Annotated in this window: 27 protein-coding genes; 12 read left to right on the top strand and 15 right to left on the bottom strand. The window is 68.9% G+C overall.

The genetic code is table 11. The features are described from left to right. Window positions 1–31 precede the first annotated feature (31 nt). Both DES47_RS00360 and DES47_RS00365 read right to left on the bottom strand, forming a co-directional pair. A complete protein-coding gene (locus DES47_RS00360) occupies window positions 32–2,584 on the bottom strand; it encodes a cation-translocating P-type ATPase (RefSeq protein WP_133698692.1) in 2,553 nt (850 codons plus the stop codon). Then, window positions 2,581–3,528: a cation diffusion facilitator family transporter gene (locus DES47_RS00365; RefSeq protein ID WP_133698693.1), complete on the bottom strand. Its 948-nt coding sequence runs from the start codon at window positions 3,526–3,528 to the stop codon at window positions 2,581–2,583. The genes DES47_RS00360 and DES47_RS00365 overlap by 4 nt, the downstream gene beginning before the upstream one ends. 166 nt (window positions 3,529–3,694) lie before the next feature. Here DES47_RS00365 and DES47_RS00370 point away from each other — a divergent pair, with 166 nt between their 5' ends. The 5 genes from DES47_RS00370 to DES47_RS00390 are packed head-to-tail and all read left to right on the top strand — an operon-like array spanning window position 3,695 to window position 7,339. Continuing rightward, window positions 3,695–4,096, top strand: a complete 402-nt coding sequence (locus tag DES47_RS00370; protein ID WP_133698694.1) for a DUF1924 domain-containing protein — start codon at window positions 3,695–3,697, stop codon at window positions 4,094–4,096. Between the two features lie 31 nt (window positions 4,097–4,127). Continuing rightward, window positions 4,128–4,604: a diheme cytochrome c gene (locus tag DES47_RS00375; RefSeq protein ID WP_133698695.1), complete on the top strand. Its 477-nt coding sequence runs from the start codon at window positions 4,128–4,130 to the stop codon at window positions 4,602–4,604. Then, window positions 4,576–5,286, top strand: coding sequence for a cytochrome b/b6 domain-containing protein (locus DES47_RS00380; protein ID WP_133698696.1), 711 nt, complete (start codon window positions 4,576–4,578; stop codon window positions 5,284–5,286). Before DES47_RS00375 ends, DES47_RS00380 begins: the two co-directional genes overlap by 29 nt. 26 nt (window positions 5,287–5,312) lie before the next feature. Beyond that, entirely contained in the window at window positions 5,313–5,984 is a 672-nt protein-coding gene (locus DES47_RS00385) for a winged helix-turn-helix domain-containing protein (RefSeq protein ID WP_133698697.1), read from the top strand. Beyond that, on the top strand, window positions 5,984–7,339 hold the full coding sequence (locus DES47_RS00390; RefSeq protein WP_133698698.1) for an ATP-binding protein: 1,356 nt from the start codon (window positions 5,984–5,986) through the stop codon (window positions 7,337–7,339). The genes DES47_RS00385 and DES47_RS00390 overlap by 1 nt, the downstream gene beginning before the upstream one ends. A 7-nt stretch (window positions 7,340–7,346) precedes the next feature. On the opposite strand, the gene DES47_RS00395 is transcribed toward DES47_RS00390, so the two are convergent. From DES47_RS00395 to DES47_RS00420, 6 genes are all read right to left on the bottom strand, one after another. Beyond that, window positions 7,347–8,603, bottom strand: a complete 1,257-nt coding sequence (locus tag DES47_RS00395; protein WP_133699658.1) for a PQQ-dependent sugar dehydrogenase — start codon at window positions 8,601–8,603, stop codon at window positions 7,347–7,349. Between the two features lie 124 nt (window positions 8,604–8,727). Further along, a complete protein-coding gene (locus tag DES47_RS00400; RefSeq protein WP_133698699.1) occupies window positions 8,728–10,266 on the bottom strand; it encodes a methyl-accepting chemotaxis protein in 1,539 nt (512 codons plus the stop codon). A gap of 11 nt (window positions 10,267–10,277) precedes the next feature. Next, entirely contained in the window at window positions 10,278–10,994 is a 717-nt protein-coding gene (locus DES47_RS00405; RefSeq protein ID WP_133698700.1) for a hypothetical protein, read from the bottom strand. A gap of 134 nt (window positions 10,995–11,128) precedes the next feature. Beyond that, window positions 11,129–11,362, bottom strand: a complete 234-nt coding sequence (locus tag DES47_RS00410; protein WP_133698701.1) for a hypothetical protein — start codon at window positions 11,360–11,362, stop codon at window positions 11,129–11,131. 102 nt (window positions 11,363–11,464) lie between these two features. Continuing rightward, window positions 11,465–12,343 (bottom strand): DMT family transporter, encoded by an 879-nt coding sequence (locus tag DES47_RS00415; RefSeq protein WP_133698702.1) that lies wholly within the window; start codon window positions 12,341–12,343, stop codon window positions 11,465–11,467. A 70-nt stretch (window positions 12,344–12,413) separates the two neighbouring features. Continuing rightward, the gene (locus DES47_RS00420) at window positions 12,414–12,914 is read right to left on the bottom strand and encodes a hypothetical protein (protein ID WP_133698703.1); all 501 of its coding nucleotides are present in this window, start codon (window positions 12,912–12,914) and stop codon (window positions 12,414–12,416) included. Window positions 12,915–13,037: 123 nt separating this feature from the next. Here DES47_RS00420 and DES47_RS00425 point away from each other — a divergent pair, with 123 nt between their 5' ends. Beyond that, window positions 13,038–13,937, top strand: coding sequence for a LysR family transcriptional regulator (locus DES47_RS00425; protein ID WP_133698704.1), 900 nt, complete (start codon window positions 13,038–13,040; stop codon window positions 13,935–13,937). A 12-nt stretch (window positions 13,938–13,949) separates the two neighbouring features. Here the strand turns inward: DES47_RS00425 and DES47_RS00430 are convergent, their stop codons facing one another. Continuing rightward, complete coding sequence (locus tag DES47_RS00430; RefSeq protein ID WP_166651793.1) at window positions 13,950–14,753, bottom strand: substrate-binding periplasmic protein; 804 nt, start codon at window positions 14,751–14,753, stop codon at window positions 13,950–13,952. Between the two features lie 192 nt (window positions 14,754–14,945). Here DES47_RS00430 and DES47_RS00435 point away from each other — a divergent pair, with 192 nt between their 5' ends. From DES47_RS00435 to DES47_RS00450, 4 genes are all read left to right on the top strand, one after another. Beyond that, entirely contained in the window at window positions 14,946–15,641 is a 696-nt protein-coding gene (locus DES47_RS00435; RefSeq protein ID WP_133698706.1) for a PEP-CTERM sorting domain-containing protein, read from the top strand. A gap of 89 nt (window positions 15,642–15,730) precedes the next feature. Then, window positions 15,731–16,195 (top strand): (2Fe-2S)-binding protein, encoded by a 465-nt coding sequence (locus DES47_RS00440; RefSeq protein WP_166651794.1) that lies wholly within the window; start codon window positions 15,731–15,733, stop codon window positions 16,193–16,195. Then, window positions 16,192–18,297 carry a xanthine dehydrogenase family protein molybdopterin-binding subunit gene (locus DES47_RS00445; protein WP_133698707.1) on the top strand — a complete coding sequence of 702 codons (2,106 nt, stop codon included), beginning with the start codon at window positions 16,192–16,194 and terminating at the stop codon, window positions 18,295–18,297. Before DES47_RS00440 ends, DES47_RS00445 begins: the two co-directional genes overlap by 4 nt. Beyond that, on the top strand, window positions 18,294–19,256 hold the full coding sequence (locus tag DES47_RS00450) for a helix-turn-helix transcriptional regulator (RefSeq protein WP_133698708.1): 963 nt from the start codon (window positions 18,294–18,296) through the stop codon (window positions 19,254–19,256). The genes DES47_RS00445 and DES47_RS00450 overlap by 4 nt, the downstream gene beginning before the upstream one ends. Before the next feature lie 13 nt (window positions 19,257–19,269). Here DES47_RS00450 and DES47_RS00455 read toward each other — a convergent pair whose 3' ends face one another. The 3 genes from DES47_RS00455 to DES47_RS00465 form a co-directional block, all read right to left on the bottom strand. Further along, a complete protein-coding gene (locus tag DES47_RS00455; RefSeq protein ID WP_133698709.1) occupies window positions 19,270–20,025 on the bottom strand; it encodes a spermine/spermidine synthase domain-containing protein in 756 nt (251 codons plus the stop codon). Window positions 20,026–20,038: 13 nt separating this feature from the next. Then, window positions 20,039–20,380, bottom strand: coding sequence for a zinc ribbon domain-containing protein YjdM (locus DES47_RS00460; protein ID WP_133698710.1), 342 nt, complete (start codon window positions 20,378–20,380; stop codon window positions 20,039–20,041). Between the two features lie 119 nt (window positions 20,381–20,499). Beyond that, window positions 20,500–21,120 carry a DJ-1/PfpI family protein gene (locus DES47_RS00465; protein WP_133698711.1) on the bottom strand — a complete coding sequence of 207 codons (621 nt, stop codon included), beginning with the start codon at window positions 21,118–21,120 and terminating at the stop codon, window positions 20,500–20,502. 142 nt (window positions 21,121–21,262) lie between these two features. On the opposite strand from DES47_RS00465, the gene DES47_RS00470 reads away from it, so the two are divergent. Both DES47_RS00470 and DES47_RS00475 read left to right on the top strand, forming a co-directional pair. After that, window positions 21,263–21,907 carry an SOS response-associated peptidase gene (locus DES47_RS00470; protein ID WP_243748100.1) on the top strand — a complete coding sequence of 215 codons (645 nt, stop codon included), beginning with the start codon at window positions 21,263–21,265 and terminating at the stop codon, window positions 21,905–21,907. Between the two features lie 98 nt (window positions 21,908–22,005). After that, window positions 22,006–22,635 (top strand): histidine phosphatase family protein, encoded by a 630-nt coding sequence (locus DES47_RS00475; RefSeq protein WP_243748101.1) that lies wholly within the window; start codon window positions 22,006–22,008, stop codon window positions 22,633–22,635. Between the two features lie 25 nt (window positions 22,636–22,660). Here DES47_RS00475 and DES47_RS00480 read toward each other — a convergent pair whose 3' ends face one another. The 3 genes from DES47_RS00480 to DES47_RS00490 form a co-directional block, all read right to left on the bottom strand. Further along, window positions 22,661–22,906 (bottom strand): hypothetical protein, encoded by a 246-nt coding sequence (locus DES47_RS00480; protein ID WP_133698713.1) that lies wholly within the window; start codon window positions 22,904–22,906, stop codon window positions 22,661–22,663. 189 nt (window positions 22,907–23,095) lie between these two features. Further along, window positions 23,096–23,857: an OST-HTH/LOTUS domain-containing protein gene (locus DES47_RS00485; protein ID WP_208114872.1), complete on the bottom strand. Its 762-nt coding sequence runs from the start codon at window positions 23,855–23,857 to the stop codon at window positions 23,096–23,098. A 368-nt stretch (window positions 23,858–24,225) separates the two neighbouring features. Next, the coding region (locus DES47_RS00490; RefSeq protein WP_341800553.1) for a glutathione S-transferase N-terminal domain-containing protein at window positions 24,226–24,682 on the bottom strand (457 nt) is incomplete at its 5' end.

Genomic DNA, 24,682 nt, shown 5'->3' on the forward strand with positions numbered 1-24,682 from the left:
GGAGATACGCTGCCCTGCAGCTTGACCTGAGTCAAGCCTCGCCGCTCATGCGGGCCTGGCCCGGCGTTTCAGTCCCACGGCTCAGCATCCATTTGACCGCTTCGAACCACAGCAGGCCCAGCAGGACCGCGCCCAGGCCCGCCAGCAGCAGCAGCGGCGACGGGCGCTCGAACGCGAACAACGCGCTCAGGCCCGGCACGCCCAGCACCGCGGCCAGCAGCAGGACCGTTGCAAGCGCGATCCACACAAACTGGTGGTTGGCCGGGCCCGCCTGGCGCGGCCGGCCCCAGCGGCGGTTGGCCTGTATCAGTGTCAGGTTGGACAGCACCAGCACCATGAAACTGAGCGCGCGCGCCGCCGCATCAGACTGCCCGGCCTGGCGCATGCCCGCATACACGGCCATCAGCAGCACCAGCAGGCCCAGCCCCTGCCACAGGCCGCGCAGCAGCACGGTCCGGTCGAACAGGCGCGCCAGCGGGCTGCGGGGCGGCGCCGTCATGGCCTGGTCCTCCAGCGCCTCGGCCTCAAAGACAACCGAGCAGGCCGGGTCGATGATCAGCTGCAGGAACAGGATGTGCACCGGCATCAGCAACAGCGGCCAGCCCAGCAGCACCGGCAGGATCGACAGGCCGATGATGGGCACATGGGCGGCGATCACGAACACGATGGCCTTGCGCAGATTGGCGAAGACGCGCCGGCCATAGCGCACCGCCGTCAGCAAGGAGCCGAAGTCGTCCTTCAGCAGCACCAGGGCCGCGGCTTCGCGGGCCACGTCGGTGCCGCGCGCGCCCATCGCCACGCCGATGTGCGCTGCCTTCAGGGCCGGGGCATCGTTGACGCCGTCGCCGGTCATCGCGACGATGTCGCCGCGGGCGCGAAAGGCCTGCACCAGGCGCAGCTTCTGCTCGGGCTGGACGCGGCAGAACACCGTGGTGTCGGCCAGCCGGGATTGCAGCCCGGCATCGTCCAGCGCCGCCAGCTCGGGGCCGCTCAGCGGTGCGGCCCGGTTGCCCAGACCCGCCTGGGCCGCGATGGCCAGCGCTGTCGCCGGATGGTCGCCGGTGATCATCACCACGCGGATGCCGGCCGCCTGGCATTCGGCGATCGCCTGCGGCACCTCCGGGCGCAGCGGGTCTTCCAGGGCGATCAGGCCGAGGAACTTGAACTCGAATTCGTGCTGGTTGCCGGGCAGCACCTCGGCGGCAAAGCGGGCCTGGGCCACACCCAGCACGCGCAGGCCATCGGCGGCCAATGTCGCCACCTGGGCGGCAATGCGGCCGGCCTGATCGCTGCCCAGATGGCACAGGTCGACGATGGCCTCGGGGGCGCCCTTGGCGGCGATCACCCGTTCGCGCTGGTCCGGCGACTGCCAGACACGCGACATCGCCAGCATCTCGCGCGACAGCGGATAGTCGTCGACCAGGGTCCAGTCGCCGTGCAGGTGCTCGGTGTCGGCCAGCAGGCGCCGGCCGGCGCTGGCGATGGCCATCTCCATGGCGTCGAAGGCCTGGCGGTGGCTGGCCAGCACGGCGAATTCGAGCAGGCCGTGCAGGGCCTCCTGAAGCGGCTCGGTGGCCTTGGTGTCGTACTCGGCGTCGGCCGACGACAGGCGGCGCAGCTCCATGCGATTGGCGGTCAGCGTGCCGGTCTTGTCCACGCACAGCACGCTGGTGGCGCCCAGCAGCTCGACGGCCGGCACGCTGCGTGCCAGCACGCCCTCACGCGACAGGCGCCAGGCGCCCAGGCCCAGGAACAGCGTCAGCACCACCGGCAGTTCCTCGGGCAGGATGGCCATCGCCAGGGTCAGCCCGGCCAGCAGGCCGTGCAGCCAGTCGCCGGTGCGCGCCCAGTAGGCCAGCGCCAGGCCGGCAGCCACCGTCAGACCGATGACGGCCACGCGCTTGACGATGCGATCGGTCTCCTGCTGTATCGGGGTGGCCTGCGGGGCCAGCCCGGCAAGCGACCTGCCGATGCGGCCCAGTGCGCTGCGCTCGCCGGTGGCCATCACCAGGCCCTGGGCCGTGCCCTGCGTCACCAGCGTGCCCGAGAAGACACTGGACTCGCCCTGAGCCCCGGGCTCGAGCAGCACGGCACGGTCCGCCGGGCCGGCGTGCTTGAGCATGGGCGCGGACTCGCCGGTGAGCAGCGACTCGTCCACGCTGAGGTTGTTGGCCTGCAGCAGATACAGGTCGGCCGGCACGCGGTCGCCCTCGGCCAGCAGCACGATGTCGCCGCGGACCAGTTCGCGGCCGGCGATGCGCAGCGCCTGGCCATCGCGTAGCACCAGCGCGCGCGGGCTGGACAGCTCGCGCAGTGCCTGCAGCGAGCGCTCGGTGCGGCGCTGCTGCACAAAGCTGATGCCCATCACGACGAACACAAAGCCCAGCAGCATCAGCGCCTCGCCGCGGTCGCCCAGCAGCAGATAGATGCCGCCGCAGGCCACCAGCAGCAGGAACATCGGCTCCGTCACCACCTCGTGCAACAGGCGCAGCACGCTGCGCGGGCGCGACTGCGGCAGCTCGTTGGGGCCGTCCTGCGCCAGGCGCTGCTGTGCCTCGATGGCACTGAGGCCCTGTTCGGTCATGATTGGCCAGGCCTGTGGTCCAGATCGGGGCGCCGGTACGGATCGACATGGGTCATCAGATTCAGCACCCGGTGGCGCTGCAAGACGCGCTGGCGCGCCGCCACGGCGATGTCGTGGCCGGCCTCGACGGTCAAGGTGGCATCGACCTCCAGATGGGCATCGACAACGATCATGTCGCCCATCTTGCGCGTGCGCACGTCATGCACATCGCTGACGCCCGGGGTTTCGCGCAGCGTGCGGCGTATCGCCTCGACCTCCTGCTCATCGACGGCACGGTCCATCAGATCGTGCATCGCATCCCAGCCGAAGCCCCAGCCCATCTTGGCCACCATGAAGCCGACGATGGCCGCGGCGATAGGGTCCAGGATCGGGTAGCCCATCAGGTTGCCGATGATGCCCAGGCCGACGACCAGGGAGGAGGCAGCATCGGAGCGTGCGTGCCAGGCATTGGCCACCAGCATGCTGGACTTGACCCGCTTGGCCACCGCCAGCATGTAGCGGAACAGCAGCTCCTTGGCCAGCAGCGCGCCGCCGGCCACCCAAAGCGCCACGATATGCACCGGCTGCACCGTCTCGGGCGCCTCGAGCTTGGTCGCGGCCGACCACAGCATGCCCAGACCCACACCCAGCAGCAGCAGGCCCAGCACCAGCGAGGCGGCGGTCTCGAAGCGCTGGTGGCCGTAGGGGTGGTCCTCGTCGGCATCCTTGCGCGCATGGTGGCCGGCGAACAGCACCACGAAGTCGGCCACCAGATCGGACAGCGAATGCAGGCCGTCGGCCACCAGGCCCTGCGACTTGGCCAGCAGGCCGACGACGATCTGCGTCACCGTCAGCACCAGGTTCACGCCCACGCTGACCCAGGTGCTGCGCGCGCCCGCCGCCGCCCGCTCGGCCGGGCTGTGCCGGGGGTCTTCGCTGTCATCCAGCAGTTCATCAGGGGTCATGAGAGGGTGATCGAGTGAAGTCTGGCGTGCAGCTTAAGGCAGAGCAGGTGACCAAGCGGTGTCGCGCCAGCGCCGGTTTGCGCTGGCGCAAGCCCGGTGGCGCGGCCGCGGCGCGCTTAAGAAAGCCCTAAGCCGGCACTTGCACGATGGCATTCAAGGAGATGCCATGAAACCCACCGTCTTGAATCGACTCATCGCCAGCGTCCTGTTTGCCGCGCTGGCACCCGCCGTGGTCGCCGCCACGCCGGCCGAGCTGCTGGCCGGCTACAGCGCCCAGGCGGGCGTGCCGGCCGTGCCCGCTGCGGGCCAGCAGCTGTTCACCGTGCGCCAGGGGCGCGAATGGAGTTGCGCCTCCTGCCACGGCGTCGTGCCGACCCAGGCCGGCAAGCACGCAGCCACCGGCAAGGCCATCGCGCCGCTGGCCCCGGCCTTCAACCCGGAGCGCTTCACCGACCCGGCCAAGACCGAGAAATGGTTCCGGCGCAACTGCAAGGACGTGCTCGACCGCGAGTGCAGCGCCGCCGAGAAGGCCCATGTGTTGAGCTGGCTGCTCACGCTCAAGCCCTGACCCCCTGCCTATCCCGAACAAGGAATGCTCCATGAAACGAATCAAGCATCGTGTCGGCTTGGCCGCGCTGGCTGTGTTCGCCCTGGCCTCATCGGCATGGGCCGACGGCGAGGGCCGCACGGCCCGTGTGCCGCTGCTGCCAAAGTACCAGCAGGAGTGCGCCGCCTGCCATCTGGCCTATCCGCCGGGCATGCTGCCCGCGGCCTCCTGGCAGCGATTGATGACGCAGCTGCCGCAGCACTTCGGCAGTGATGCTTCGGTGGACCCGGCCACGCTGAAGGAGCTGTCCGCCTGGCTGGGCGCCAACGCCGGTACCTACAAGCGGGTGCGCGAGGAGCCACCGCAGGACCGCATCACCCGCTCCGCCTGGTTTGTGCGCAAGCACGACGAGGTGGCCGCCGCCACCTGGAAGCTGCCGGCGGTGAAAAGCGCCGCCAACTGCGCCGCCTGCCATACCCGAGCCGATCAAGGAGATTTCAATGAACGCTACGTCCGCATTCCCCGCTGAAGCCCGCAAGGTGTTGATCTGGGACGCGCCGGTGCGCGTGTTCCATTGGCTGATGGTGCTGAGCTTTGCCGGCGCCTATCTGACGGCCGAGAGCGAGCGCTGGCGCCTCGTGCACGTCAGCCTGGGCTACACGCTGGCCGGTCTGGTGCTGTTCCGCCTGGTCTGGGGCCTGATGGGCACGCGCTATGCGCGCTTCGCCGGCTTTGTGCGCGGCCCGCAGGCAGTGGCGCGCTATCTCGGCTCGCTATTACGGGGCCGGCCCGAGCACCATCTGGGCCACAACCCGGCCGGAGCGCTGGCCATCGTCGGCCTGCTGGGCCTGGCGCTGGCGGTCACGGCCTCGGGCTGGGCGATATACGCCGAGGTCGGCCCCGAATGGCTGGAGGAGGTGCACGAGCTGGCGGCCAACGCGATGCTGGCCCTGGTCGGGCTGCATGTCGCGGCGGTGGTCCTGAGCAGCGTCCTGCATGGCGAGAACCTGATCGGCGCGATGGTCAGCGGCCGCAAGCCCGGCCTGCCGCAGGACGCGATCCGCAGCGCCTGGCGCTCGGTGGCGGCGCTGATGCTGGTGGCGGTGCTGGGCTTCTGGTGGCTGCAATGGCAGGGTGCCCCGGCCGGGGGCCTCGCGGACAGGCCTGCCGCATCGGCACGTTCGGGACATGATGAAGATCATGACGACTGACTTTGCGATGACGGAATAATCGACCCATGCGCATCCTGCTTGCCGAAGACGACACCCTGCTGGGCGATGGCCTGCGCGCCGGCCTGCGGCAGCTGGGCTTCCAGGTCGACTGGGTGCGCGACGGCGAGGCCGCCGAGCGCGAGTTGCGTGCCGAGCCCTATGCTGCCGCCGTGCTCGATCTGGGGCTGCCGCTGAAGGATGGCCTGGACGTGCTGGCGGCGGTGCGCCGCGCCGGTGTGACTCTTCCGGTGCTGGTGCTGACGGCGCGTGACGCCGTGCCCGAGCGCATTCGCGGCCTCGACCTCGGCGCCGATGACTATGTGCTCAAGCCGGTCGATCTGCATGAGCTTGCCGCCCGCCTGCGCGCCCTGGTGCGCCGCGCCCACGGCCAGGTGCAGGAGTGCCTGCAGGCGCAGGACCTGTTGCTGGACCCGGCCGCCCGCACCGTGCTGCGGGCCGGCTTGCCGGTGACACTGTCGCAGCGCGAGTTCGACCTGCTGCAGGTGCTGATGCTGAATGCCGACCGCGTGCTGTCGCGCGAGCAGCTGGAGCAGCACCTGTACAGCTGGGGCCAGGAGGTGGACAGCAATGCGGTCGAGGTCCATGTCCACCACCTGCGCCGCAAGCTCGGAGCCGCCCTGATTCAGACCGTGCGCGGCGTCGGCTACATGCTGCTGCGCCGGGTGCCGGCGGTGTGATGCGCGGGCCTCGCTCCCTGCAGCGTCGCCTGCTGGCGCTGGTGCTGGCGGCGGTGTCGCTGCTCTGGCTGGCCACGGCGGTGATGACCTGGTTCGACGTCAGCCACGAACTCGATGAGCTGCTCGACGGCCATCTGGCCCAGGCCGCCGCCCTGCTGGTGGTGCAGCAGGCCCGCGAGATCGAGGACGATGACCACGCGGTCGATGCGCCCAGCCTGCACCGCTATGCCCCGAAGGTTGCCTTCCAGGTCTTTCACGAGGGACGTCTGGCGCTGCGCTCGGCGCAGGCCCCGAGTGCGCCCATGGTCGGACCGGGCGAACCCTTCAAGACCGGCTTCAGGACGGCGGAGATAGCGGGTACCGCCTGGCGCGTGTTCGCAGCGACGGGCGCCGAGCGCGATGTCCAGGTCTATGTCGGCGAGCAGCTGAGCTCGCGTGCCTCCATCCTCTGGGCTGTGCTGCGCAGCACGCTGTGGCCGATGGTGGTGGCGCTGCCCCTGCTGGCGCTGCTGGTCTGGTGGGCCGTCTACCGCGGCATGGCGCCGCTGCGCCGCCTCGGCGCCAGCCTGGCCGAGCGCGAGGCCCAGGCCCTGCACCCGCTGGCCCTGCACGACGCGCCGTCGGAGATGCGGCCGATGCTGGACGCCCTGAATGGCCTGTTCGAGCGCATTGCCCGGCTGCTGGAGTCCGAGCGCCGCTTCACTGCCGACGCCGCTCACGAGCTGCGCACACCGATCGCCGCCATCCGCGCCCAGGCCCAGGTGGCGATGGGCGAGCGCGATGCCGGCTTGCGCCAGCAGGCGCTGCAGCACACGCTGGAGGGCTGCGACCGCGCCAGCCGTCTGGTCGAGCAACTCCTGACCCTCTCAAGATTGGAGGCCCAGTCGCTGCCGGCAGGCGCACCGGCCGCCTCGGAGTTGGATCTGACGGCGCTGACCCGCCAGGTGCTGGCCGAACTGGCCCCCCGGGCCGCCGCCAAGCGCCAGACGCTGGAGCTTGAGGCCGACGGCGCCTGCAGGCTGCCGGGCGAGCCCACGCTGCTGGCGGTGCTGGTGCGCAATCTGGTCGACAACGCGCTGCGCTACAGCCCTGCCGGTGCGCGCGTCCTGGTCAGCGTGTCGCAGCCTCAGGGGCGGGTGCAACTGAAGGTTGAAGACAGCGGCCCGGGCCTGGACGAGGCCGACCGCCGGCGCCTGGGCGAACGCTTCTTCCGCGTGCTGGGCAGCGAAGAGAGCGGCAGCGGGCTGGGCTGGTCGATCGTGCGACGCATTGCTGCGGCGCATCACCTGGGCGTGCAGGTCGCCAGGTCGGCCGACCTGGGCGGGCTTGCCGTCGTGGTGGATCAGCAAGCCTGACCCGCCATCAACCGCGTCGCGAGCGCGCCACCCAGCCCAGCGCCACGAGGCCCGCCAGCATCAGCCCATAGGTGTGCGGCTCGGGCACCATTCGCACGACCACGCCGTTGATGCCCACGGCATAGAGCCGGCCGCTGCCATCCTCGCCGAACGAGTCGAGTCCGCTCAGACCGGTGCCGCCCAGGAAGGCGTTGGTGTCGTCGCGCAAGTCCATCGGCGTGCCGCCGGCGCCCACGGCGAACGAGAAGATGCGGTCGCTGACGAAGTCGCCGAAGAAGTAGCGGCCGTCGGCACCGGCGATGCTGGGGCCGCGATAGACGTAGCCGCCGATGATGGAGTCGCCCAGGCCGCCTGCCACGTTGAGGTGCGCATAGTCGAACACCGGGTCGGTCAGGCCGGGTGCGTTGCCGCCGACACCGGGCGTGGCAATCGTGCCCTCACGCAGGCGCCAGCCATAGTTGAGGCCACCGGCGCTGCCACCGGCCTCGAAGTTGATCTCCTCGCGCTGGCCCTGGCCCACGTCGGCGATCCAGAAGTCGCCGTTGCTGCGGTCGAAGCTGTTGCGGAAGGGGTTGCGCAGGCCCAGGGCCCAGATCTCCTCGCGGGTGCTTGCGCTGCCGACGAAGGGGTTGCTGGCGGCAACCGTGTAGCCGGCCGTGTTGCCGCTGACGTCGATGCGCAGCATCTTGCCCAGCAGGCTGCTGCCGTTCTGGGCATTGTTGAGCGGGTCGTTGCTGTCGCCGCCATCGCCGGTGGCGATGTACAGATTCTGGTCGTCGCCCGGCCTGAAGGCGATCCAGCCGCCCTTGTGATTGCTGAAGGCCGGCTGCGCGAACGACAGGATGGTCTGGGCCGAGCCCGCATTGGCCACGTTGGCCCCGGGTGCGGCCACCTGGTAGCGGGCCACCACGGTGTTGAGCGAGGTCTTGTCGATGTAGTTCACATAGAAGCGGCCATTGCTGGCATAGCCGGGATCGAAGGCCAGGCCCAGCAGGCCCCGCTCGCCGCCGGTGGCCACAACGGCCGACAGATCCAGGAACGGCGTGGCCTGCAGCACGCCGCCGGACACGATGCGCACCAGGCCGCCTTTCTCCAGCACGAACAGCCGGTCATCGCCAGCCGGCGCACTGATGTGCAGCGGCTGCGTCAAGCCGGCGCTGACCACCATCTGGCCGCCGAGGGCATGCACGGCCCCGGCTGCGGCGAGCAGCACGGAACCCAGAAGGGAGTGAAGATGGTGAAGGGGGCGCAAGGAAAAGGCCATGGCGAGACTCCTGAGCGCAGAGGTGCGCGGCAGAGCGGAGCAATCGGTGTGCCCGATGCCCGTACTCGCCACCGGGTCGCGATGCCGGGGACGAGGCGCCGAACTTGCGGCAAAGTTGGCCGGGTCAGCCCGGCGCGCTCAGCCTGAATGCCGCCACCGCTCGCACCAGTTCGTCAGCCTGCTGGCGCAAGCCCTCGGCGGCTGCGGCGCTCTGCTCCACCAGCGCGGCGTTCTGCTGCGTCGCCTGCTCCATCGAGGTCACTGCCTTGCCGACCTGATTGACGCCGCTGCTTTGCTCGGCACTGGCCGAGCTGATCTCGGCCACGATGTCATTGACGCGCTGGATCGCGCTGACGATCTCGCTCATCGTCTGGCCGGCCTGGTCCACCAGGGTCGAGCCCTGCTCGACGCGCTCGACGCTGGCGCCGATCAGGGCCTTGATCTCGCGGGCCGCAGCGGCCGAGCGCTGCGCCAGGCTGCGCACCTCGCCGGCCACCACGGCAAAGCCGCGGCCCTGCTCGCCGGCCCGGGCGGCCTCGACGGCCGCATTCAAGGCCAGGATATTGGTCTGGAAGGCGATGCCGTCGATGACACCGATGATGTCGGCGATCTTGCGCGAGCTGTCATTGATGCCCTTCATTGTCTCGACCACCTGGCCCACGACCGTGCCGCCCTTGACGGCGATGCTGGCCGCGCCCAGCGCCAGCTGATTGGCCTGCTGGGCGTTGTCGGCGTTGTTGCGCACCGTGGCGCCGAGCTCGTCCATGGTCGCGGCCGTCTGCTGCAGCGAGCTCGCCTGCTGCTCGGTGCGGCTGGACAGGTCCTGGTTGCCATCGGCGATCTGTGCGCTGGCGCTGGCCACGCGGTCTGCATTGCCCTTGACCTCGCGCACGATGCCGGCAAAGCTGGACTGCATGCGCGCCATGGCCTGCAGCAGCTGCAGGTTCTCGTCGTTGCCGCTGGGGTGGATGACCGCGGTCAGATCGCCCTTGGCCATGCTGTCGGCCACCGCCACGGCATGGGCCATCGGCAGGGTCATGCGGCGCGCCAGCCACAGCGACAGGCCCAGCATCAGCGCAGTGGCCGCGACCAGGGCCAGGATGATGGCCCAGCGCGTCTGGCCGACGCCGCCCTTGGCCTGCCCGTTCAGCGCGTCACCGCTTTGCTCGATCGAGTCGGACAGGGCCGCCATCTCGCGCTCGAGCTCGGTGAAGGCGGCCTGCAGGCCGGGCACCGCCTTCTCGGCTTCTTCCTGGCCGGTCCTCGAGGCCTTGATGGTCTGCTCGGCGGCGGCGATATAGGACTTGACCAGCGGCCTGACCTTGTTCAGCGCGCTGCGGCTGGCGTCGCTTAGCGGCAGGCCCTCCAGCCGCTCCAGCGCCTTGTTGAAGGTGGCGCCATGATCGGCCAGGCCCTTCTCGGCCTCGGCAATGCGCTCGGGGCTTTTCTGCAGCGCACCGAACAGGGCCAGCTGGCCGTCGCCCCGGATGGCGTCATGCATCATGTCCGCCTCCTGGCTGGCCTGCAGGGCCTGACCCGACTGGATGGCGTCATCGATGGCGGTGCCCAGATTGGCCGAGGCCAGCAGGCCGATGCCGCCCACCACCAGCGCGAGCGCTGCGCCGGCCAGTCCGAGGGCAATGATTTGCGTACGAAGCTTCATGTCGTGGTCCTTCAGGGCAGGCGCAGGCCGTACCAGCCAAAACCGAGGCTCCAGACGGTACGGGCGCCGCTACCCGCCTCGCGACTGGCGGTCAGGTCCAGGCCCAGCACATCTTTGAGTAGCCACCAGCGCCCGCCCACGGTGTTGACGGTGCCGCCAAAGACCTGGCGCCGGTTGTTGGCCAGGGTCTCGGCAAACAGCTGCGCCTGCTCCGTCGGCGTCCAGCTGAGGGCCAGATTGAGCAGGGTGGCGCCGCTGCCGCTGCTGCGCTCGCGCACGCGGCCGAGATTGGCATGCAGTGCCCAGTCCTCGTGCGGCTGCAGCGTCAGCAGGCCCAGCGCACCAAGCTCGCTGTGCTGCCAGCCGGTGCCCGAAGGTCGAAGCCAGCTGGCGCTGAGCTTCAGTCCCAGCTGCACCGCGCCGGCCGGGGTGTCCCAGGCCCAGGTTTCGGGTACCCACTTGAAAGCCAGGCCCGCGCCGGCATGCAGCACGTCGCGCGGGTGGAGGGTGCTGTAGTCGGCGGCCAGTTCCATGCCCGGGGCAATGCCGCAGGCCGGGGCGATGACGAGTGTCCGGTCACCGCCTTGTCGCTCCAGCCAACTCTCGACCTGGCAGGTGCCTGGATCGGCGGTGGCGGCGTCGTCGCTGCTCAGCGGGCGCCCGGCCCAGACGCTCGGCGACGAGCAGATGCCTGCGACAGCGCACAGGAGGGTTAACCGCAACGCCATTGCTAGCTCCTTGGCCTGTTCCGATGGCCGAGCTTACGCGCAAGCGATGGAGATCTTCAATCCCCGTCGGTTGAGACAGGCTCAATTCATGCGAACCATCACAGCAGCGCACACCTGAGTGTGAGGAGGCGCCTTCAGCGCTTGAACAGTTCGTCGAACATCTTGTCGCTGAGCGTGTTCGAGGCGTCATGGACCTCGGCGCCCATGCTCAGATCGAACGAAGACTGCTGCCAGCCGGCGTCGGCTTGCAGAGCCTGGCGGTCGCGGCGCGCGGCCTCGTCGCGATCGAGATACTCGCCCTGCGGGGCATTGGCTGTGATGCGCCAAACGCGCTTGCGTGCGGCATCGTCGCGGGGGGTATGGGACACGATGGGTCTCCCTGCACGGTCGTGGTCCGGGAAAAGTCTGCGCCATTGGAAAGGCCAATTCAAGGGCTGCGTATCCCTAGCTTGTTGGTGGGCGGGCTCGACTCAGGCCAGGGCCAGCCCGGCCACACCGATCAGCATCAGTGCCGCAGCCAGCAACTGGCGGCTGGTCAGCGCCTCCTTGAGCAGGCGCGCGCCGAGTACCGTGCCGAGCAGCATCGAGACCTCGCGCGCCGGCGCGACATAGCTCAGCGGCGCTCGCTGCAGCGCGAACAGCACCAGCGAATAGGCCAGCGGCGAGAGCAGGCCCACGACCAGGATCGCGCCCTTGTGGCTGCGCGCCTGACTCAGCAGGGCGGCCGGCCGGCGCAGCGCCCAGGGTGCCAGCGCGAGGGTGCGCATGGCCAGGCCCACGGTGTAGAACAGCAGTGGCGCCATGCCCAGGCTCTTGATCGCCCAGCCGTCGATGACGGTGTAGCTGGCGATGCAAAGGCCGGTCAGCAGCCCCCAGGCCACGCCGAGGCGGCGGCGGCTCGCATCGACGCTGGCTGCCTGTTGGCCGCTGGCCGTCAGCATCACCCCGCCCAGCACCAGGGCCACGCCCAGGCAACCCAGCGCACTGGGCACCTCGCCCAGGCACAGCACCGCGCCCAGCACGGCCAGCAACGGGCCGCTGCCCCGCGCCACCGGATAGACGACGGCGAAGTCGGCCACCCGGTAGCCGCGCTGCAGCACCAGCGAGTAGCCCACATGGACCAGGCCGCTGCCCAGTGCCGCAGCCCACATCCAGCCATCGAAGTGCTGCGGCTGCCTGTGCCAGGTCCACAGTGCCAGCGGCGTGGCGAAAACCAGGCTGACGCAGCCGAACAGCCAGACAAAGGCGACCGCGCTGGCCGCGCCCGAGGCCACCCGTTTGGCGGCGATGTTCCATAGTGCATGGCACAACGCGCCGGCCAGCACCAGGGCCAGTGTGGTGGCGCTCATTGGTGCACCCTTCGCGCTACGCGCTGTCCCGCCAAGCGGGAATTCGCCCCTTCGGGCGGTCGGGCGGGGCTCATGGTGCCAGCCGCATCTCGCTGGCCAGCAGCTCGCCCACGCGCTGCGCCACTGCCGCGCATTCGGCGGCGTCCAGCGGCGTCATCGCTGCGCTCCAGGTCTTGACATCCCGGTAGTCCGGAAAGCGTGGCGACTCGCCCCAGCGCCAGTCAGCATGGCGGGCCTGGCGGCTGCGGCCGAACAGGTGCAGATGCACGCGCCGGTGCTCGCGCACGTGCTTGGGCCCCACCGGCGCGGCCGCGTCGTTCAGTGCCCAGTTGCCAGCTTCCCAGTAGTTGATGCAGCCATCGCTCAGGCAGGGCAGGGTCTCCAGCATGGCCCGGCCGGTGGCGGCCACCAGCAGCGACCATAGGGCCAGCTCCAGCGGGGCCAGCTCATGGCGCTCCCACACCGGGCGCGGCGGGTTGACGATCAGGTGGCCGCCATCCTGCCGATCACACAGCAGGGTTTCGGGCAGGCACAGGGTGCCGCCGGTGCAGGCATGGAGTATCTGGGGCATGGGGCCTCTCTTGGCAGCTGTCTTGATGAAGAAATTGCATCGAATCCGAAGCAGCTGCTGCCTTGATAATGACGCTTCCAAGGTGAAAAGTCTTGCCAGGTCATCTGCAAATGAGGCTGAGCGATGAGTAAAAGCGATAGCGAGGCGGCGGCGCCGCTGAACGCCGTCCGCGTCTTCGTCGAGGCGGCGCGCCAGCTCAACTTCAGCCGTGCGGCGCGGGCGCTGGGCATCACCCAGGGTGGGGTCAGTCGCCATGTCGCGACCTTGGAGCGCCATCTTGGCTTTGCGCTGTTCCATCGCCAGGGCACCGCGGTAACGCTGAGCGATGGCGGGCGGCTGTACTTCGATGCGGTTCAGGAACCGATGGCAGCCATCGAACTGGCGAGCCGGCAGATGGCCCAGCGCCAGCCCGCGGCCGGGCGGTTGATCGTGCGCACCTCGCTGCCGACCTTTGCGATGGGCAGCCTGATACCGGCGCTGCCGCACTTTGCGGCCACGCCACCGGTGGGCGTCGATCTGGTCACCTCGCTGGACGCCCCCGGCCCGGACGATGCCTACGATGTGCTGATCACCCGCGATCTGCACCTCGGCGACGCAGAGCAGTGGCTGCTGTGCAGCGAGGTGCTGGTGTGCGTGGCCGCGCCACAGCGCCAGTGCGACTGGGCGCAGCGGCCGGTCGCCGAGTGGCAGTTCCTGGCCACCCATTCGCGCCCCGAGGCGCTGCTGGCCTGGGCCCGCCAGGTGCGGCCCGAGGGCGGGGCGCCCGCCATCTGCGCCAGCTTCGACCACTATTTCCTGGCCATACCGGCGGCGATGGCCGGCATGGGCCATCTGGTCGCGCCACTGGCCCTGGTGGCGGTGGCGCTGAGCCAGGGTCAGTTGGTGCTGGCCACGCCCGATCTGGTGCGCCGCGATGCCAGCTATCAGGCCTATGTCAATCCGCGCAGCGCCAGGCCCGAGACGGCACGGCATTTCTGCCGCTGGCTGAAGGCCTGGCTGCGCGATGCGGCGCTGCCGGCCTGAGCGCCGTCGGCCTCAGCGCATGCTCATGCCGTAACGTTGGGCCATGCGGGCGATCTCGCCACTCTTGAGCATCGTCAGCAGGGCCCGGTCAATGGCCGTCAGCGCCCAGTTCGACTGGGGCGAGACCAGGCAGCGGGTATCGACCGAGGAGTAGGCCTTGCTGCTGACCTTGTAGCGCTCGCGCTCGGCCGGCCGGGTCTTGAAATAGCCCTCGATCTCGGCCTCGGAGACGATCATGGCGTCGGCAATGCCCAGCTCCAGCTGGCGGAACAGCAGGTCAACCCGGGTCTCGTTGACACGGGTCGCGCGGCCGCTGTCGAACAAGGGCTGCAGTGCCGGGAAGTTGTAGCCCAGCATCACCGCGATGCGCATGCCGGCCAGGTCTTCGGGGCCGCCGTAGACCAGGCTCGAAGCGGCCGGCACGACCACCCGCTCGATCTGCGGCAGCAGCGCAATCGTCCAGTGCTCGTCAACGTTCTTGACCCACAGCGGGCTGGAATAGCAGAGCATGTCTGCGCTGCCACCGAGCACCGCCTGCTCGACGCGGCGGCGCGAATAGACGATGTGTTCGGCCTGGGTGCCCAGCAACTCGGCGACGCGATCGCCAAGCTCTTTCAGAAAACCGCCGCTGACCTCCGACGGGCCGTTCAGGGTCAGCAGCGGATAGCCCATGCCCTCGGTTTGGGCGATGCGCAGCCGCGCCGGCTCGGCCACCACCGTGGCGGGCCACAGCAGTTGCAGGCACAGCAGCAAGGCCATGGCTTTGTGCCAGGCCAGGTGCCGGGCCGGAGCGGGCAGGCTCGTCGCCATCGTCATCTTGCGCATTCCACGGGTGCAGGGATGCACCAGTATGCAGCAGCTGCGGGTAGGGCCGCCTGCGGCGCGCTGCGGGCACTGAAACAAATGAAACCCGCGAAACCAGCGCCCTGAAATCAAGCCGGGACGGCGTGCGTCGACACTATCCGGCAGTCCAAGGCCTTCAACCCCACCACCCGGAGCAACTCACCCATGGCTACCACCCAGCGCTACTTCAGTCTGACCCTGCTGGCGCTCTGCGCCGCGCTGGCCACCGCCCCGGCGGCGCAGGCCGGCCCGGTGTGGGCGCAGTACGACCCGCTCGCCGGCACGCTCGACAACAACTACGTCGGCCAGGTCTCGGGCACGACGGCGATCGTCAGTTTCAGCGCCCAATCGGTCACGAACACGGGCGCCGAGGCCCGCCATCTGGGCATGTACTTCGGCTGGTCCTGGGTGCGTCCGGAGGCCAATGGCGCCTACCAGTCCATGCCCTGGAGCAATGGGGCCGGCGCCTTCAGCACCGGCAGCCTGAGCCTGAAGGTTGCGCGCACCGATGCGGCCACGCAGATGCTGCGCCCCGGCGACGTGCAGGGCGACACCTGGGTCGGCAACCCCTGGACGCCCGACGCGCTCAACTACACGGCCATCGCCACCGAGGCCGACTGGGAGCTTCCGCTGTTCGACTTCGGCGTGATGGGCGCCGGGCAGACCGCCTTCTACGACGTCAGCTTCACCTTCGACGGCTTTGCCGACTCGGCCAGCGCGCAGCGCTTCCTCGACTTCGGCGGCTTTGCCAGCTATGCCCAGGGCGTTGCCCAGGTGCCCGAGCCCGCCACGCTGGCCCTGACGGCGCTGGCCCTGCTGGGCATGGCCGCGACCCGGCGGCGCGGCGTGGCCGAGGGCTGACAGGCCCGCGGCGGTGCGATTGGCGCGTTGGTTCAAGACGCACCGCCGCCACCGGCCGACGATCCGGGCTCCCGACAGGAGACCGGATCATGGAACTGCATATCAACGGCGAGCGGCACGACGTGCCGCCCATCTGGCAGGACGAGCAGCTGCTGTTCGTGCTGCGCGAGGTGCTGGGCCTGGTCGGCGCCAAGCTGGGCTGCGGCCTGGGCCAGTGCGGCGCCTGCACCGTGCTGGTGGACGGCGAGCCAAGGCGCAGCTGCCTGCTGCGGCCGCAGGATGTGTTGGGCGCACAGATCACCACCATCGAGGGCCTGAGCCGCGACGGTGAGGCGCTGCATCCGGTGCAGCAGGCCTGGCTGGACGAGCGGGTGCCGCAGTGCGGCTATTGCCAGGCCGGGCAGATCATGTCCGCCGTGGCCCTGCTGCGCCGGCAGCCCCGCCCGGGTGACGCCGACATCGACGCCGCGCTGGCCGGCAACCTGTGCCGCTGCGGCACCCAGCAGCGCATACGCCAGGCGGTGCACCGCGCCGCGCAAAGGGCGCAGCCATGAAGCGCCGCAGTTTTCTCGGCCTGGCCGCGGGTGGGCTGACCGTTGCCATTGCGCTGCCTGGCTGCAGTCTGTTGCCGGTGCTGCCCAAGCGCCCCTTGCCCACGGCCGAGGATGCGATGTCCTGGCTGCGTCATGAGCAGGGGCGCTACACCCTCTATCTGCCGCGCGCGGAAATGGGGCAGAACATGCTGACCGCATTGAAGCAGGTGGCCAGCGAGGAGCTGGGCGTGGCCTGGGCGGCGGTGCAGGTCCGACTGCCCGACACTCGCACGATACGCCGCGTCAAGGCCACTGTCGGTAGTGACTCGATCCGCGAGTTCGCCCTGCTGCTGGCCCAGGCCTGCGCGACCCTGCGCGATGCGCTGGCCCGCGGCCAGACTCAGGGCCTGCTGGCCGCCGAACCGCGGCCGGTCGAGAGCCTGCGCAGCTTTGCGGGCAGGGGCCGCCATGTGGGCCGGCCGGCGCCGCTGGAGCAGGGCCTGGCCATCGTGCGCGGTGCGCCGCTGTATGCCGCCGATGTGCGCCTGGCCGGCATGGTCTACGGGCGTGTGCTGCGTGCGCCGGTGTCGCCCGAGCTGGCCTCGCGGGCCAAGACCCTGAGCGAGGATGCGGCCCGCGCCGTGCCGGGCTTCGTTGCGCTGCTGCGCGACCCCGGCCTGCGCATGGGCGGCAGCGAGGGCGTGGGCATCGTGGCGCGCACACCGGGCGCTCTGGTGCGCATCGAGGCGGCACTGGCCGTCGAATGGCAAATCGAGGGCGGGTTTGAAGCGACCGATGTGGAGGCCCTGATCGATGTCAATGCCCGGCTGGCCAAGGGTACCCTGGCGCACCGGCTGCGCGACGATGCGGCCGTCGCTCAGGCGCCATGGGACATTGATCTGCTGCTGCAGGTGCCGCTGGCCGCCCATGGCGCTCTGGAGCCGCGCGCGGCGGTGGCGCAATGGTCTCAACCGGAGGGCCTGCTGCGCCTGTGGGTCGGAAGCCAGGACATCTTCTACCAGCGCGATGCGGTGGCCCGCCAGCTCGGGCTCGACGAGGCTCAGGTCAGGGTGCAGGCCTGTCGCATCGGCGGCGCGTTCGGCGGCCGCATGCTGTGCACCGTCGAGATGGAGGCGGCGGTGCTGGCACGGCGGCTGGGAGGCGCCGTCAAGGTGCAATGGAGCCGGGCGCAGGAGCTGCAGCAGGGCTTTCACCGCCCGCCCTCGCAGCACCGCATCCGCGCCCGCCTGCACGAGGGCCGGGTGCAGCAATGGTGGCATGCCTTCGCCACCAGCCACATCCTGTTCACCAATGCGGCCATGCCTCGCTGGATGCAGACCGTGTCCAGCTTCGTTGGCGATGCCGGCGCGGCGCGCAGTGCCCAGCTGCCCTATCGGGTGCCGCAGCAGCGCATCGAGTTCGATCTCGCGCGGCTGCCGGTGTTCACCGGGCCCTGGCGCGGCCTGGGTGCCGGCCCCAATGCCTTTGCGCTGGAGACCGCCTGGGACCTGCTGGCCGACAAGGCGGGCGCTGACCCGCTCGCCTTTCGCCTGGCGCATATCGATGATTCGCGGCTGGGTGCGGTGCTGCGGCAGGCGGCCCGGCTGGGGCGATGGGGTCATGTCTTGCCCATTGTGCCGGGAAAGCTGCGCGCGCGTGGCCTGGCCTGCGGCATCTACAAGGGCTTGAGCTATGCGGCCACCGTGGCCGAGGTCGAGGTCGATGCCTCCAGCGGCGAATGGCGTGTGCTGGGTTTGAGTTGCGTGCATGACTGCGGCCACATCATCAACCCCGATCAGGTGCGCGCCCAGTGCGAGGGCAATCTGGTGTGGGGCCTGGCCATGGTGCTCAGCGATGGTTTGCCAGTGGGCAGCTCGGCAGTGGCTGCCACCAGCTTTGCCGAGGCGCCGATACCGCGCCTGCCCCAGGTGCCGCCGCTGGCCGTGGAACTGATCGACTCGACCCAAGCGCCGACCGGCGCCGGTGAAACGGCCATGGTCTGCGCCGCGGCGGCCATTGCCAATGCGCTGGCTGCGGCCAGCGGCTGCCGAGCCACGCGGCTGCCGGTGCTCGCCAGCGATATGCTTGCCGCCATGCAATCCCAGGCCACGACTCGACTGTGAGCGACTTTGCCAGCGCCGCCATGGTGGCCGTGATGCACGCCGGCCTGCAGCGCCTGGGCCTTGGCAGCGACGGCCCGGCGTTGCCCGACGCGGCCGCAGGCGCGCACGTCGCGCTGCAGACCAAGCGGGCCCTGGTCGGTGCCGCGCTGGCGCGGGGCGGCTGGGCCCTGTTGCCGCAGCTGGGTCAGGGCTTTCATGGGCAGGACCATGCGCCACTGCATCGCGCACTGGTCTCGGCACCCGATGTCGCCAGCCTGCTGGCACGCTGGAGTCGGCTGGAGAAATACGTGCACTCGCGCCACCGCGTCGAGCTGTTGCAGCTGGGTGGCCATGAGGCCAGACTGCGCCATGTGTCGTTGCGCGCCGGTGAGCCGCCGATGGCCGCCGAAAGCCTGGTCGTCTTGGGCCTGCTGTGCGCGCTGCTGCAGTCGCTGGGCCTGCAGCAGGTGCAGGCCCGCGCGGGCGCGGTGCCGGCATTTCCCCGGGGTGATGGTGAGGCCTTGCGCGCGCTGGCCGAGGCGGGCGCGGCCGGTAGCTGGCATCTGAGTTGGCAGGTGCCGGACAGCGCGGCCGATGCCGGGCCTGCCGCGGCAGCCCGCGCACCCGCCTTGCCGCTGGATCTGTGCCAGGCACTGCCCTGGCCGGAGCTGGCCCAGCACTGCGCCCGGCGCCTGCTGCAGGACCTGATGCACCCGCCCAGCGTGGCGTCGCTGGCCCAGGGGCTCGCGCTGTCGCCGCGCAGCCTGCAGCGCCATCTGCAGCAGCATGGCCTGCGCGTCTCGCAATTGCTGGCCGAGGTGCGCCTGCGCGCTGCCGCCTGGTGGCTGCTGGAAACCCGGCACCCGCTCGCCGAAGCCGGCTTTCTGTGCGGCTATGCCGACCAGGCTCACTTCAACCGTTGCTTCAAGCGGCACACGGGCATGGCGCCCGGTGCGTATCGGCAGAGCTTTTTCGGCTGAGGCCGGAGGCGATTCAGTCCGCGGCCCGCTTTGCCCAGGCTGCGGCCACCTTGTCGAAGGCCGGCCTCAGCTCGGCCCAGGTCGCTGCGTCGATGTGTCTGGGCCTGCGCATCGCCGTGGGCTTGTAGCGTTGGACCAGCGAGCCGCGGCAGGCGAACACGATGTTGTTGCAGCAGTCGGCATCTCCGACGACCAGCACCTCATCACCGAAGCTGCGCCTGATGCGTGAAAGAAAGGTGTCGTGTTTGCGGTGACCGGCATGCAGGTTCACGACCAGGATGCCGTTCGGCTGCAAGGCATCCAGGCAGTCGTCATAAAAACGCTGCGAGCACAGCTCGGGTGGCTGGCCCTCGCTGTCGAAGCCATCGACCATCAGCACATCGACCGGACTGGGCGCGAAACGCACGAACTCGGCACCGTCGCCACGCCTGACCTTAAAGCGCTCGTCGTCTGGCGGCACCTTGAACTCGTCGCGCAGGGCGATCACGTGCGGATTGATCTCGACCACCTGGATGCGCGTCCTGGGCAGGTGGTGGTAGCAGAACTTGGCCAGCGAGCCGCCTCCCAGGCCTATCATCGCCAGCGTTTCGGGCTGGTTGTTGAACAGCAGCACGGCCATCATCGTCTGCGTGTATTCGAGGTCCAGCGCATAGGGCCGCTGCGGCTGCATGCGGCTCTGGATCTCCGAGATCGTGAAATGCAGGGCCTTGGAGGTCAGCGTCTCGTAGACAAAGGGTTTCACGAAGGCATCGGCGGTGTTCTCGGGCATGGCGGCGGCTCCCTCAGACCTTTTTCACAAACTCCGACTTCAGCCCCATCGCGCCGACGCCGTCGATCTTGCAGTCGATGTCATGGTCGCCCTCGGCCAGGCGGATGTTCTTGACCTTGGTGCCGACCTTGACGACCAGGGACGAGCCCTTGATCTTCAGGTCCTTGATCACGGTGACGGTGTCGCCGTCCTTCAGCTCATTGCCATTGGCGTCGCGGATCACACGCGGCCCGTCCTCCGCGGCGGCCGCGGCGCCTGGCGCCCACTCATGGCCGCACTCCGGGCAGATCAGCGTCGCGCCGTCCTCATAGGTCAGTTCGGATTGGCACTGCGGGCAGTTCGGCAGGGTGCTCATGGCGGGCTTTCGGGCTGGGGCTGAAGTCAAAAGGAAAAGCCTCCAACATCTTGCGATCTTGGAGGCGGTCTGGCGCGCGGGGGGCGTCAAAGAGTCGAGCTATTGTAAGAGCCGGGTGTTCAGGCCTCGGTCAGCGCTTCGCCGCCCAGACAGGGTTCGACATGGCGCAGCGCACGCGCCACAAACTCATCCTTCTCGCCCACCGGCGCGACATAGTGCAACGCGCTCCTCGCGGACTCCATGCCGTCCAGCCGGGCGATGACCCAGGCCGCCAGATAGATCGAGGCCAGGCAGCCGCCGGCGGTGGCCACATTACCCCGCGCGAACAGCGGCTGGTTCAGCACCTCGACGCCGGCCTCCTGCACCCAGGGCTTGGTGGTCAGGTCGGTGCAGGCCGGCACGCCGTTCAGCAGGCCCAGTTTGGCCAGCACCAGGGTGCCCGAGCACTGGGCGCCCAGCAACTGGCCGCGCGGGTCGAGCTTCAGCTGGGCCATCAGCGCCGCATCGGCCACCACCTCGCGCGTTCGCATGCCGCTGCCGACGATCACCGCGTCGGCCTCGGCCGCGTCCTGCAAGGAGGCCTGCGCCTCCAGCACCACACCGTTCATCGAGCGCACCCTGGCCGTGGGGCTGGCGAGCGACACCCGCCAGCCGGGTTTCTTGACGCGGTTGAGTATGCCCAGGGCGATCAGCGAATCCAGCTCGTTGAAGCCCTCGAAGGTGAGGATGGCGATGTGCATGGGGCGGCTTGTTCCTGTGGTTCGCGGCTTGTGAGGCCCGGGGCCAGCAGCTTAAGTCGAAGCCGTTCGATGTGGTAGGTTTGCGCCATCAGTTTGACGCCGAGCACGGCCGCACGATGTGCCGTATCGACGATAGCGAGGTGTGCCTGTGTGCTCGAACTACCAGACCGTCACTTCAACCGACCGCCTGCTGACCTACTTTGGCGTCGAGCGGCCCAAGGGCACGGAGCCGCCTGAGCTGGTCTTCCCGGGCTATCTGGCGCCCTTCATCGTGGCCGCCAAACACCGGCCAGAGATGGAGCGCGAGGCGCAGCTGGGCCTGTTCGGCCTGCTGCCGTCATGGGCCAAGGACCTGGCCTTCGGCCGCAAGACCTTCAATGCCCGCAGCGAGACGGTGGCCGAGAAGCCCAGCTTTCGCGACGCCTGGGCCAAGGGGCGGCGGTGCATCATTCCGGCCGAAGCGGTGTATGAACCCTGTTGGGAAACAGGCAAAGCCGTGAAGTGGGCCATCAGCCGCCGCGATGGCCTGCCCCTGGGCCTGGCCGGGCTGTGGGGCTACTGGCGCGACAAGGACGGCAAGGAGGTGCTGTCATTCACGATGCTGACGATCAGCGGCGCCGGGCACGAGATCTATGAGCGCATGCACAAGCCGGGCGAAGAGAAGCGCATGGTGGTGATTCTGGACGAGGCCGAATACGACGCCTGGCTGAACTGCCCGGTGGCCGAGGCCGCGGCCTTCCTGAAGCAGTACCCGGCGAACCGGCTGGAAGCGAAGCCGCTGGGCTGAGGCGCGGGTATGGCGGTGAACCCGCTAGAAGGCCAGGTGCACCGGCGCGCACAATGGGCCGCACGGCCGCACGGTCGTCATCAAACAAGGGAGCTCGCTTGAAAGCACTGCCAACGATCTATCTCATCCGCCACGGCGAAACCGCCTGGACCCTGACCGGGCAGCACACCGGCACCAGCGACATCCCGCTGACCGAACATGGCGAGGCGCAGGCACGGGCGCTGGCCTACCGGCTGATCGACGTCGAGTTCAGCCATGTGCTCGTCAGCCCCCGCATCCGGGCGCAGAAGACCTGCGAACTCGCCGAACTGGCCTCGGGCAGCGAGGTCGAGCCCAAGCTGGCCGAATGGCTCTACGGTGATTTCGAGGGCCTGCGTGCCGCCGACATCCGCAAGGACAGGCCCAACTGGAGCGTTTGGCAGGACGGCTGCCCCCACGGCGAGTCGCCGGCGCAGATGGCCAGCCGCGTCGACCGCCTCATCACCCACCTGTGCAGCATGCACGGCAATGTGGCGCTGTTCACCCACGGCCATCTGGGCTCCGCCCTGGCCGCGCGATGGATTGGCCTGCCCATCAACGCCGGGCAGCACTTCGTCCTCAACCCCGCCAGCGTGAGCATCCTCGGCCACAACAGCGATCCGACGCCGAAGCGCCTGATCGAGTTGTGGAACGAGACCGAGCTGGTGGCGCGGACGGCTGAAGAGGCTGAGACGGCGCCTGGCAAGTGAGCAGCGCCCGGGTGCGGCAGCGGCCCTACTGGATGCTCAGCATCTTCATCGCCTTGGCCAGCGTGTCCACCGACTCCTGGTGCTTGCCGGCCTTGTGAAGGGTTTCACCGTCGGCCCGCAGCTTCTTCACCTCGGTCATCTGCTCGGCGGTCAGCTTCGGGCTCTTGGCCAGCGCCTCGTCGATCTTCTTCATGTCGGCCGGGCAATGAAACGCGAAGGCCGCGCTCGAAATCATCAAGGCACCGGCGGCGAGGTAGGAACGTAGCTTCATGCGCATCTCCAAGTTGCGGTTGGAAAACGGGATGGACCCGGCGGGAGTCTAGTCCTGGGGGCCAATTGACGTCGTTGCCCACAGTTGTTTCACGGGTAATGCACCTTTGGATGAAGCAGCATGACATCAATACTTCGGCCGTCGCGGCGACCTGCGAGCCAGCAAGTGCAGCCGCTCATTGGCTCAACTTCAATGGTCCGGACGCGCGCGGAACCAAGCGACCTTGCGCCCATCCTCGCCGATGCGGTACTCGAGGTCGAACAGCCGCGAATCGCTGAGTACCTGCGGCCACGTCCGGCAGCCGTACTTTGCAGGCGTCTGCTGGGCGTGATGAGCCTCTATCCACGCCTGCGCGTGATCTAGTCGCGACCAGCCGCGCTCCGAGGCTCGCCTGCCGGCCTCTCTCAGAACGCGAACGATGCCGGTGGCAGGCCACTCGAAGGTCCCGTCCGGCGCGATGCCGTTAAGCATCATGTCCTTGAAGCTCTCTGTCTGGGCGAACGCCGCCACTTTGGCTCGTGCTTCGTCCACGCTCATGGCCCAGTCCGCGAGTTCACCATGGTGGCGGTCTATGCGCTCGTAGCACGTCTCTAGGTGCTTGATGGCGGCGGTGCATCCGTCTTCGGTCCAGACGTCGAAGCGTTCAATTAGGTCGTGCACGAGTTCGTTACGCAGCGTGACCAATTCTTCGATGGCGGCTCGCGTCTGGGCCAACTGCTCCGGAGGCATCGTCAAGCGAAAGCTGAAGGCCAACGAGATGCGGTCCGTCGGCGTCTTGTCCTCAGGCAGCAGTTCTCGTTCGTAGCCCTCGGGCACAGCATAGGTGTCGAACAAGACCTTGACCAGGGTGCCCAGGGTCTTGTCGGCGAGCTTCTCCTGGCGCGCCACGAGCTGGGCCTCCAGCGTGTCAACAGGGCCCGCCAACTCATGGTGGACCAGCAGCGTCTTCATCAGGCGCTCGTACTGCTGAAGACGCAGCATGCAACGGCCAAGCAGGCGCTGCACGTCTCGCTGTCGTTCAGGTTTTGGCTCTACGTTCATCGGCCAGACCGGGTGTGGTGTGCCTGCTGGTTTGTTTGGTACGGCTGGATGGGAGCAGGTCACCCAGCCCCGAAGTCGGCCCACAGGCGGCCGTTCTGGCCCACGATGAGGGCGCGTGGCTGTCTGCTCAAGGTACGGCTAGAGGGACAAGGCGTAGTGAGTAGCTAGATCCTATCAATGCTCGGTACGCTGACCATACATGGCTGCACTAAGTGCAGATGAACTGGTTGCCGCCCGGGGTAGCTCAGCCTGGAACTACATGGTGGAGGTCGGATGGCTCACACCGCAAACCGCCCCCGCAAGTGGTCAATGATCGCGCCGGATTCGGTTAGCCACTGCACCGACCCATTGGCGTTGGTGATCTTCAGGCAGGGCACCTTGGCCGATCCCGAGCCCTGCAGCAGGGCCGTTCGATTCAGAGCGTCATGCTGAGCGTCCAGCCGCGCGATCGGCAGTGACAGGCGATGCATCTCCTGCCGAACCTTGATACAGAACGGGCAGGTCTTGAATTGATAGAGCACCAGGCTATTGCACTGGAGATCGACTTCGGCCTGCCGGTCGGCAGAGCGCTGCAGGGCTGCCGGGCGCGACAGGCGCTCTTTCAGCAGCATGACCGGGCCGAGCAGGATGCGCAGGGTTCTGAAGAAGAATCGAATGAGTGGCTTCATGTGGGATGGGGTCGGGTGAATGGCGTCGTCGATCTGCTTGCTCGGCGCCAAGAAAGAAAAAAGCCCC

Source organism: Roseateles toxinivorans (assembly GCF_004362525.1).
GTDB classification, from domain to species: Bacteria; Pseudomonadota; Gammaproteobacteria; order Burkholderiales; family Burkholderiaceae_C; genus Paucibacter; species Paucibacter toxinivorans.